This is a genomic window from Sphingorhabdus sp., from assembly GCF_040079335.1.
Classification (GTDB): domain Bacteria; phylum Pseudomonadota; class Alphaproteobacteria; order Sphingomonadales; family Sphingomonadaceae; genus Sphingorhabdus_B.
Genome location: NZ_JBEBKL010000005.1, coordinates 89,947 through 100,445 on the forward strand (window position 1 = coordinate 89,947; position 10,499 = coordinate 100,445).

Below are 10,499 nucleotides of genomic sequence, written 5' to 3' on the forward strand. Positions count from 1 at the left end.
TAGTTTTGCGATTCTTTCCCATAGAATCCCTCTTTTCACCCACGAATTCCCTTGATATGGACTGTCTGTATCGGGGTGAAATCCAATTTGTTGCGTTCAAGAGAACGTCGACGCGAGGGCGTTGCGCTTTAGCGGATGAGGGATTGCGCCCGAAGGGAAGGGGTAATTCTGGGCTGTGTCCGCATTTGTTGTCTATGCCGGTTCCGGACTATCGACGATCGATGCCAAAGGGCGCGTCACCATACCTGCTGAACTGCGCGACACGGTTGCGGAATCTTCTGGCGAGAATATTGTCTGCATCTCGCGCCACCCCAATCTTCCCTGCCTGATCGGTTACGGCCGTGCCGAACGGCAGAAGCTGCGCGCCGATATCGAGGCGCAATGGCAGGCTGCTGTCCAGCGCGGTGGCGAATTTGACCGCGAGAGCGCGGGCGTAGTTGCTTCCTCCATCTTTGAAACCGCGTTCGAAAATAGCGGCCGCTTCGTTCTGCAACCCATGCTTCGTCATTTCGGCAAGCTGGGCGAGAAAGCCTTCTTCTTCGGCGCGACCACGCATTTCATGTTGTGGAACCCGGATGTGTTCCTCGATTCCGCCCCGCCCGCCTTTGCACATGTTCGCGAAGAGCTGGAATATTGGCTGGGCGAACATGGAAGGCGCGGCAAGTGACGCAGTCTTCCTCCCATATTCCAGTCCTTCTGGATGAAGTAATTCACGCTCTGGCCATCACCCCTGGTTCAGATGTCGTGGATGGCACCTTTGGTGCTGGCGGTTACAGCCGGGCTATCCTGGCTGCGGGTGCGCGCGTTCATGCATTTGATCGCGATCCCGATGCCGCCGCAGCGGGTGCTGACCTTGCAGAGCGGAGTGGCGGTGCCTTGCACTTCCACTCCGCCTGCTTTTCAGAAATGGACAAAAGGCTCGCCGAATGCGGCGTGCAACAGGTTGATGCCGTCGTGCTCGATATCGGCGTCTCTTCAATGCAGATCGACCAGGCTGATCGTGGCTTCTCCTTCCAGAAGGCGGGGCCGCTCGACATGCGCATGAGCCAGTCGGGGGAGAGTGCCGCCGATTTCGTCAACACAGCCGAAGAAGCCGACATCGCCGATGTCATCTATCTTTACGGTGAAGAACCGAAATCGCGCCGCATCGCGCGCGCCATCGTGGCTGCGCGCCCTATTGATACCACCACCAAGCTGGCCGATGTCGTGCGCAAAGCACTCGGTCACCGCGCTGGCGCACCCAAGGACCCCGCCACGCGGACCTTTCAGGCGCTGCGCATCCATATCAACCGTGAACTCGATGAACTCACCGCGGGCCTTGAAGCCGCTGAACGCATTTTGAAACCCGGCGGCCGGCTCGCCGTGGTCAGTTTCCACAGCCTTGAAGATCGTATCGTCAAGCAATTCTTGCGCGAACGCAGCGGATCGATGGCTGCCGGCTCGCGGCACATGCCGATCGTCAAGGCGAGCCGCATCGCCACCTTTGAAAAGCCCGCTAAGGCGGTTCGTCCGGGTGCACGCGAGATTGAGAATAACCCGCGTGCCCGTTCGTCAACCTTGCGTTCGGCCATCCGCACCGATGCTCCTGCATGGTCACAGCAGGAGTTGGCGGCATGACTCTAGCGATGAAGCGCCTCAAAAATATCGGCTGGCTAGCGCTGGTGTTCATGGTTGCAGTACTGCTCTATCCGTTGTCGCTCAACGTAGCCGCGCTGCACAGCGACTTGTCACGCATCGACCGGGACATTCTGGAAACGAAGCAGGAAATCAATTTCCTGCAGGCAGAAATCCGCACCCGTGCCAGCGTCGCACAACTCGAAGAGTGGAACCAGCTGCTCTATGGCTATGAGCCGCCGCGCGCCGACCAGTTTATCGATGGTGAACGCGGTCTTGCCAGCCTGAGCGGATCGGAGCCGCTGGTAAAGCCGGTTCTGGTTGCGGTTGATATGCCCGCAGGCGACATTGGCGGTGGCGGAGCGGCTGCCTCTTCGATCCTTGCAGATGCCAGTGCGGCCATTCGCTCGGTGGCCTCCGATGAAAAGGTCGCGCCGGTTGCAGAGACGCGACAGGCGGTCGAAAGGCCTAAGGATAACAAGGTGAAGTCCGCCGAGCCTGCAACGCGTACCGAGCGGCTGGCACGGATGGACGATAAGCTGCTGTCCGATAGCCTGATGCACGAAATCCAGACCAAGTCGGAAAAGGAGCGTAAGCGGCAATGACCACTTTCGTCGTCCGGCCGCATAGCCGCCATGCCATCAATGCGACGAGGGTTCATGCTGCCATTGCTTTCTGGCGGTTGCTTGTATTGGTCGGGCTGTTTGCGATTTTCCTGTTGCTGATTGTCGGTCGTTTGGCGACGCTGGCGCTGTTTGAAGGCAGCCGCGCATTCGGGGCAACACCTGGTGAATTTGTGCCTGAGCGCGGCGATATCGTCGACCGTAACGGAGCGCCACTGGCGCGGACGATCCAGGGCTATGCGATCTGGGTCAAGCCAGCCGATTTGGTCAATGATCCCAAAGAACTGGCCGCTGGTCTGGCGCGTATATTTCCCGATACACCCGAAGCTGAGTTCTACGCCAAGCTAACGGCCAAGGCACCCGGATATCTGCGCAAGCGCGCTTTGCCCGAAGAGGTTCGAGCGGTGCACAATCTGGGCGAAATCGCCATCGAATTTCCGCGCGAAAGCACGCGTCTGTACCCGCAACATGAACTCGGCGCGCATATTCTCGGTTTCGTTAGCCGCGACGGTAAGGGTGCGCTCGGGATGGAGCGGGTGATGGACAAGCATCTGCGTGCGCCGGAAACTCGCGGTAAACCGGTCGAACTGTCGATCGATGTCCGGGTGCAGGCCGCTCTCGAACTCGAACTCGCGAGAGGCATGGAGACGACGAACGCCAAAGGTGCGGCTGGCGTGATTCTGGATTCGCATACCGGCGAAGTGCTGGCAATGGCCAGCCTGCCCTCGTTCAACCCCAACCGCCCCGTTTTCGCCAACATCCCCGATAATGGCGAGATCATCATCGATGGTCGTTATCCGATCAGCCGCCAAACAAATTTCGTCACCAATCGGGTGTTCGAACTGGGTTCCACGTTCAAGCCGCTCACGGTCGCTGCAGCGCTCGATGCGGGCACAGTCCGCGATCTGTCGCTTCGCTATGATGCCACTGCGCCGCTGGCGATTGGGGGCTTTAAAATCCGGGATAGCCATCCATCGGGCCGTTGGCTCAACGTTCCCGAAACGCTGATCCACAGCTCTAACATCGTGACAGCGCGGATTGCCGACAATCTGGGTCAACAAAAGATGGAGCAGATGGCGCGCAATCTGGAGTTTGACCGGCGACCGTCGATCGAGCTAGCCGAGCGCTCGCGCCCATTGTGGCCTGCCAACTGGGGCCGGCTGACCACGATGACCGTTGGCTATGGCCACGGCATGTCGGTGACGCCGCTCCACCTCGCTTCGGCCTATGGAGCGATGGTGAATGGCGGTATGTGGCACCCGGCCACCCTCAAGAAATTCAAGCCGGGGCAAAAGCCCGTTAGCCGCCGCGTATTCACCGCTGCCACCAGCGCGCGCATGCGCCAGTTGCTGCGCATGATAGTTGTCGACGGCACTGGTAAGAAGGCGGATGCCCCCGGATATCGAGTCGGCGGAAAAACAGGGTCCGCAGAAAAGCCAAATGCGGGAGGTTATGCACGGAATCTTGTCGTCTCGACCTTCGCGGCGGCTTTCCCGATGGATAATCCGCGTTATATCATCATCGCTATGGTAGACGAACCCAAAGGCTCGACCGAAACCTCTTTCCAGCGCACTGCTGGATTCACCGCTGCGCCGATTGTGAAGCGCACGGTAGAGCGGATCGGTCCGCAACTCGGGATCATTCCCGATACCCACCGCGATGTCGACGTATCCGAACTGATGCCGCTCCTTTGGTCTCCCAAAGGGAGCACCTGATGCGCCTCGACAGTTTGATTGGCGAGCTGGCTGGTGATGCCGGCTCGACGCGCGTAACCGGTTTGCCATCGATAACAGAAAGGTCGCGCCGGGCACAATATTCGGCGCATTTCAGGGTTCAGCCGCCAATGGCGAAGATTTCATTCCGGCGGCGATAGAGGCAGGTGCCATTGCTGTAGTCGCACGCCCAGAGGCACGCGTCGAAGGTGCAATCCACATCGCCGACGCCAATCCACGTCAGGCCTTTGCTATGATTGCAGCGCGCTTCTTCGCACCCTTTCCAGCACATGTCGCGGCAGTCACGGGAACCAATGGCAAGACCTCGACAGCCGAATTGACGCGCCAGTTGTGGCGGATGAACGGGCATAGTGCGGCGTCAATCGGAACTTTGGGTATCACAACCGCTAATGAGCAGGTGCGCACCGGCCTGACCACCCCTGATATTGTAACCTTCCTGTCGAACATGGCCGGGCTGGAACGCGAAGGCGTGACGCATGCCATTTTTGAGGCGTCGAGCCACGGCCTTGATCAATATCGTATCGCAGGTGTTCCAGTGTCAGTGGTCGCTTTCACCAATCTGAGCCGCGATCATCTTGATTATCACGGCACGATGGAGGCCTATTTCGAAGCTAAAATGCGACTGTTCGATGAGGTGGCAACCGATAATGCTACGGCGGTGATCTGGGCTGACGATGAATGGTCGGAAAAGGCCATAGCCCGGGCCAAGGAAAGGCCGTTGCGGCTGATAACTGTCGGCACGCAAGGGCAGGGCATCAAGCTGATTTCGCGCGAGCCAACCCAGTTAGGCCAGACGCTCGAAATTTCGGTGCAGGGTGAAGTCAGCAAGGTCAAATTGCCGCTGATCGGGGCCTATCAGGCGGCAAATACGCTGGTTTCGGCGGGTGTTGCCATTGCGAGCGGGTGCGATGCCGAAGATGTGATCGCCAATCTGGCGCGGCTGCAGCCGGTGCGGGGGCGGCTCGAACGGGCAGCGATCAGCCGCAGTGGCGCGCCGGTCTATGTCGATTATGCCCATACCCCAGACGGTCTGGAAGCGGCCATTGCTGCGCTGCGCCCGCACACCAAGGGCAAGTTGATCCTTGTCTTTGGTGCGGGCGGTGATCGCGATATCGGTAAACGTCCTTTGATGGGCGAAATCGCCGCGCGCGATGCAGACATCATAATCGTCACAGACGACAATCCGCGCACCGAAGAACCTGCCACCATTCGCCAACAAGTCCTAGCCGGAGCGCCCTCCGCGCTGAACATTGGTGACCGCCGCGAGGCGATTGCGAAAGCCATCAGTCTTGCCGCTGCCGAAGATATTGTGATGATCGCTGGTAAGGGGCACGAGCTGGGCCAGACCATTGGCGACAAGGTCTATCCGTTCGACGATGTCGAAGTGGCGCGAGAGTGTGCCGCATGAGCCCGCTTTGGACATCAGCCGAAATCGCCACCGCTACAGGTGCTTCGGCCAGCACAGATTTCGAGTGCAATGGCGTCGCTTTTGACTCGCGCGAAATCGGGTCCGGAGATCTGTTCTTTGCGATGAAGGGTGAGCAGGCCGATGGTCATCGTTTCGTCGCACAAGCCTTTGCCAGCGGCGCAAGCGGTGCGGTTGTAAGCGCGCCTGTCGATGGCCCGCACGTCCTAGTGCCCGATACCATGCGTGCGCTTGAACAGCTCGGCATGGCGTCACGCCAGCGTGTTGATGGCAAAATCATCGGCGTTACCGGCTCTGCTGGCAAGACTGGAACCAAAGAGGCGCTATTTGCGGCGCTCGATCGTTTTGCGCCAGAGAGGGTGCACCGTTCGGTCAAAAGCTATAACAACCATGTCGGCGTCCCGCTAAGCCTTTCGCGTATGCCGCGCGAGACCGAATTTGGCGTGTTTGAAATGGGCATGAATCATACAGGCGAATTGGCCGCACTGACGCAATTTGTTCGCCCACATGTTGCTATCGTTACAACCATCGCTCCGGCGCATATCGAGCATTTCGGCAGCGAAGATCGTATCGCTGACGCCAAGGCGGAGATTTTCGAAGGCCTTGAACCGGGTGGTGTGGCGATCATTCCTGCAGATAGCCCGCATTTCGCTCGGTTGCGCCGACATGCGGAAAAATTTGCCTCTCGGATTGTCAGCTTCGGCTTTTCGGAAAGCGCCGATGTGCGCTGTATCGACCATCTGGCCAGCGCCAATGGTGGCAGCCTGATCACGGCCAAACTGCCAGGTGCAATGCTGCAATATGAATTGTCGCAGCCCGGCGATCATTGGGTGGCGAATTCGCTCGCCGTGCTGGCTGCTGTGCAGGCGGTCGGTACCGATCTGGCGGTCGCAGGGCTGGCTCTTGCCGACATGCGGGGGCTGAAAGGGCGCGGCGCGCGGCACCGGATTGCTGTTCAAGGCGGCGATGCGCTGCTGATTGACGAAAGCTACAATGCTAATCCGGCTTCGATGGCGGCGACCCTTAAGGGACTAGGTGACGCTGATGTCGATCGGCGAGTTAGTGTGCTGGGCTCGATGAAAGAGTTGGGCGACCAGTCTGCCAAATTCCATGTCGGCCTTCGTGAGTCGATCGAAGCTGCCAAAGTCGACTATTTGCTGCTAGTCGGTGAAGAGATGGCTCCGCTAGCCGAAGCGTTGGCAGGCGATGTTGCCTGGACCGGAAAATTCGCCCATTGCGCGTCTGTTGCCGATGCGACGGAGAGGGTTTGCAACGAAGTGCGCGGCGGTGACGCGATACTGATCAAAGGGTCGAATTCCGTGGGCCTATCCGCGGTGGTCGAGGCTTTACTCGGCGGAGGGGATTGATGTTTTACTGGCTCGCGCAATATTTCGACTTTGCGGGTTTCCTGAACCTATTTCGGTACCTGACATTCAGGTCGGGTGCGGCTGTGGGAACGGCATTTGTGATAGGCCTCATCATCGGTCCGCGCTTCATCAACATGCTGCGCGTGCGCCAGGGCAAGGGACAGCCGATCCGTTCCGATGGGCCGCAAACGCACCTCGCCAAGGTCGGCACGCCGACCATGGGTGGCTTGATGATCCTGACGTCGATTGCGATTTCGATGCTGCTCTGGATGGACCTTTCGAACAGCTATGTCTGGGCGTGCATCGTTGTGATGCTCGGTTTTGGCTTGGTTGGCTTCATGGACGATTATGACAAGGTGAAAAAGCGCAGCACTGCCGGGGTTTCGGGAAAATTGCGCCTGTTGCTGGAGTTCCTGATTGCGGGCGCCGCAGTTGCCCTGATCGTTCACCAAACGGGCGGAAAACTCTACTTCCCCTTCATCAACGGACCGGTCGTCGACCTCGGTTATTGGTACATTATTTTTGGCGCTTTTGTGATCGTGGCATTTGGCAATGCTGTGAACCTGACCGACGGGTTGGACGGGCTGGCAACCATGCCAGTCATTATCGCGTCGCTCGCTTTCATGCTGATCGCCTATCTGGTGGGCAATGCGAAATATGCCGAGTATCTCGGCGTGCCCTTCATCCTAGGGGCAGGCGATCTGGCGATATTGTGCGGGGCGATCATAGGGGCGGGGCTTGCCTTTCTTTGGTTCAACGCGCCACCTGCGGCAGTATTTATGGGCGATACCGGAAGCCTTGCCCTTGGCGGCACGCTGGGTGCGATCGCCGTGGTCGCGCATCATGAATTCGTTCTCGCGATTATCGGCGGTCTTTTTGTTGTCGAGGCGCTTTCGGTGATTATTCAGGTCTTCTGGTTCAAACGCACCGGGCGGCGGGTGTTCCGCATGGCACCGATCCACCACCATTTTGAACAATTGGGCTGGCCGGAATCGACCGTTGTGATCCGTTTCTGGATCATCTCCTTTGTGCTGGCTCTGGCAGGATTGGCGACACTCAAGCTCAGATGATCACTTCTGACGCCTTTCGCGGCAAACGCTATGCAGTGCTCGGCCTTGCAAGGTCGGGCCTTGCCACTGTGCGCAGTCTGGTCGCGAGCGGTGCCGACGTAACCGCATGGGATACGCGCGAAGAGGCAAGAGCGCAGGTCACGGGCGACGTCACCTTTGCCGATCCGATGGAATTCGATCTGGCCGGTTTAGACGGGTTGGTGCTTTCGCCGGGCGTCCCGCTCAACACCCACCCGATCGCGAACAAGGCGCGCGATGCCAATGTGCCGATCATCGGTGATATCGAACTATTCGCGCTCGCTCGGGCCAAGCTGCCAATGCATAAGGTGATTGGCATCACGGGCACCAATGGCAAGTCGACGACAACCGCATTGCTGCATCACATGATGCAGACGGCAGGATTGCCGTCGCTGATGGGCGGAAACATCGGCCTGCCAATATTGTCGCAAGAACCTTTGCCGGAGGGCGGAGTCTATGTGCTCGAACTTTCGAGTTATCAGATAGACCTGACCTATAGTTTGGATTGCGATGTTGCTGTGTTGACCAACATCACGCCGGATCATCTCGATCGTTACGATGGTTTCCTGGACTATGCGGCGTCGAAGGAGCGATTGTTCCATATGCAGCACGCCGACAAGGTGTCGGTGATCGCGGTCGATGACGATCCCTGTCGCATGATCGCCAGCCGTATCCACCACCGGCTGCGTCGCGTTTCGGCCAAGGATATCCAAGACCAGAGCCGCTGGCCCTCGCTGCAGGGGCCGCACAATGCGCAGAATGTAGCTTGCGCGATCGCAGCTTGCGAGGCGCTGGGGATTGACGCCGAAACCATCGAACGCGGTCTGGCCACCTATCCGGGGCTTGCGCACCGTATGGAACGCATCGGCGAAGTGAATGGCGTGCTGTATGTCAATGATAGCAAGGCGACCAACCCGACATCGACCGCTCCAGCACTGGAGGCATACCCGGCCATCCGTTGGTTGCTGGGTGGCCAAGCTAAAGGCGACGATCTGGATGCCTGCCTGCCACATCTGGGCAATGTGCTGGCGGCTTATGCATTTGGCGAAGATGGTGCGATGCTGGCTGCCCTATTGCGCGGCAAGGTAGAAGTGAGCGTGTATCCCAAACTCCGCGACGCCACGCTGGCGGCTGCAGGCGAAGCGAAAGCAGGCGAAGCGGTGCTTCTTTCTCCTGCAAGCGCCTCGTTTGACGAATTTCGTGATTTCGAACACCGGGGCGACAGTTTCCGGGAAATAGTGACTGCATTGCGCTACGGGGGGTCGTGATGTTGGACATTTTGAAGGGCAATGGAAACAGCCTGCCGCCCGGATTTGGCGGCAAGCGCGATCTTTCGAACCGTTTGGGGCGGGGTGACCGATCACCGCTTAGCATCTGGTTCTGGGAACTTGATCGCATGTTGCTGTCGCTTTTTCTGGTTCTCATTGCCATCGGTCTTATCGCAGTAGCAGCAGGTTCCCCTGCAACCGCACGCCGCCTTTCGACCGACACAGCATCGCTCAGCCCGCTCTATTTCTTCTACAAGCAACTGGCATGGGTTGCACTCGGCATACCGGTGATGTTTGTCATTTCACTCTACCCGCGTGAACAGGCCAAGCGGATTGCAATTGGCGGTTTTTGTCTCTTCCTTTTGCTTCTGCTGCTGGTTCCCTTGCTTGGCAAGGAAGTGAATGGTTCGCAGCGCTGGTTCGGCCTTGGCCCGGCCAGCTTCCAACCGTCCGAATTTCTGAAGCCTTGCTATGCCGTGACAATGGCATGGATCATCAGCTGGCGACAACGCGATCCGACGTTGCCGGTGCGGACGATTTCGATGGGCTTTACGGCATTGATCTGCGGCGCACTGATGCTGCAGCCCGACCTTGGCCAGACGATATTGTTCTGCGGTATCTGGTTTGCATTGATGATGGTGTCAGGTGTGCAAGCAAAGTTGCTCTGGTCGAGCGCCATCGGCGGACTGATAGGCATCATCGCCGCCTATAATTTCTACCCCGTCGCGCAGCAGCGTATCGACGCATGGATATTTGGCACCGATGGCATCACGCATGACAAGCTGGCGATGGCAACGCTGACCGCTGGCGGTCTGGTCGGCACAGGGCCGGGCCTCGGCACGCGTAAATTCGCACTGCCCGAGGCGCATACCGATTATATCTTCTCGGTCGTCGGCGAAGAATTCGGTCTGCTCGCTTGCATGGTGATCGCCGTGCTGTTTTTCGCCATATTGGTCCGCGTCGTAATCCGTATGCTTGACGAACAGGACCAGTTCATCCTGCTCGCAGTCACCGGGCTTGCCGCGCAATTCTGCGGTCAGGCGATGATCAACATCGCGGTCAATCTGGGAATTTTCCCGTCGAAAGGCATGACGCTGCCCTTTATCAGCTATGGCGGATCGTCGACGCTGGCGCTCTGTCTGTGTTGCGGACTGATGCTTGCGCTGACGCGCCGAAACCCTTTCCTTGACCAGTCACCCTATATCGGGAATGGGCGATAGGGTCTTTCCAGACTATATAGAGGCAGCATGATCGTTCGTAGGAAGCCAGTGGATAGGAGCAGCGCGAAGCGCGGACTGGTAGTCCGTGCGAGCGTTGCGACGCAGCCAATGGCTTCCTACGAACGACCCCTCCGGGGCGGGCCGATTTTGGCTCATGGCA

General features: G+C 58.6%; 8 protein-coding genes and 1 pseudogene. All 9 read left to right on the forward strand.

Annotation, left to right across the window (positions count from 1 at the left end):
* Positions 1–175 precede the first annotated feature (175 nt).
* Positions 176–667, forward strand: a complete 492-nt coding sequence (locus ABL922_RS03205; RefSeq protein ID WP_324333301.1) for a hypothetical protein — start codon at positions 176–178, stop codon at positions 665–667.
* Entirely contained in the window at positions 664–1,617 is a 954-nt protein-coding gene (rsmH, locus tag ABL922_RS03210; protein ID WP_349022760.1) for a 16S rRNA (cytosine(1402)-N(4))-methyltransferase RsmH, read from the forward strand. Before ABL922_RS03205 ends, rsmH begins: the two co-directional genes overlap by 4 nt.
* Positions 1,614–2,219 (forward strand): hypothetical protein, encoded by a 606-nt coding sequence (locus tag ABL922_RS03215; RefSeq protein ID WP_349022761.1) that lies wholly within the window; start codon positions 1,614–1,616, stop codon positions 2,217–2,219. Before rsmH ends, ABL922_RS03215 begins: the two co-directional genes overlap by 4 nt.
* Positions 2,216–3,952 carry a penicillin-binding protein 2 gene (locus ABL922_RS03220; RefSeq protein WP_349022762.1) on the forward strand — a complete coding sequence of 579 codons (1,737 nt, stop codon included), beginning with the start codon at positions 2,216–2,218 and terminating at the stop codon, positions 3,950–3,952. The genes ABL922_RS03215 and ABL922_RS03220 overlap by 4 nt, the downstream gene beginning before the upstream one ends.
* A pseudogene (locus ABL922_RS03225) lies at positions 3,952–5,378 on the forward strand (UDP-N-acetylmuramoyl-L-alanyl-D-glutamate--2,6-diaminopimelate ligase). The gene ABL922_RS03220 and the pseudogene ABL922_RS03225 overlap by 1 nt, the downstream one beginning before the upstream one ends.
* Positions 5,375–6,763, forward strand: a complete 1,389-nt coding sequence (murF, locus tag ABL922_RS03230) for a UDP-N-acetylmuramoyl-tripeptide--D-alanyl-D-alanine ligase (RefSeq protein ID WP_349022763.1) — start codon at positions 5,375–5,377, stop codon at positions 6,761–6,763. Before ABL922_RS03225 ends, murF begins: the two are co-directional and overlap by 4 nt.
* Positions 6,763–7,833: a phospho-N-acetylmuramoyl-pentapeptide-transferase gene (gene mraY / locus ABL922_RS03235; RefSeq protein ID WP_349022764.1), complete on the forward strand. Its 1,071-nt coding sequence runs from the start codon at positions 6,763–6,765 to the stop codon at positions 7,831–7,833. Before murF ends, mraY begins: the two co-directional genes overlap by 1 nt.
* Positions 7,830–9,119, forward strand: a complete 1,290-nt coding sequence (murD, locus tag ABL922_RS03240) for a UDP-N-acetylmuramoyl-L-alanine--D-glutamate ligase (RefSeq protein WP_349022765.1) — start codon at positions 7,830–7,832, stop codon at positions 9,117–9,119. The genes mraY and murD overlap by 4 nt, the downstream gene beginning before the upstream one ends.
* The gene (locus tag ABL922_RS03245; protein WP_349022766.1) at positions 9,119–10,339 is read left to right on the forward strand and encodes a putative peptidoglycan glycosyltransferase FtsW; all 1,221 of its coding nucleotides are present in this window, start codon (positions 9,119–9,121) and stop codon (positions 10,337–10,339) included. Before murD ends, ABL922_RS03245 begins: the two co-directional genes overlap by 1 nt.
* The last annotated feature ends 160 nt before the right edge of the window (positions 10,340–10,499 follow it).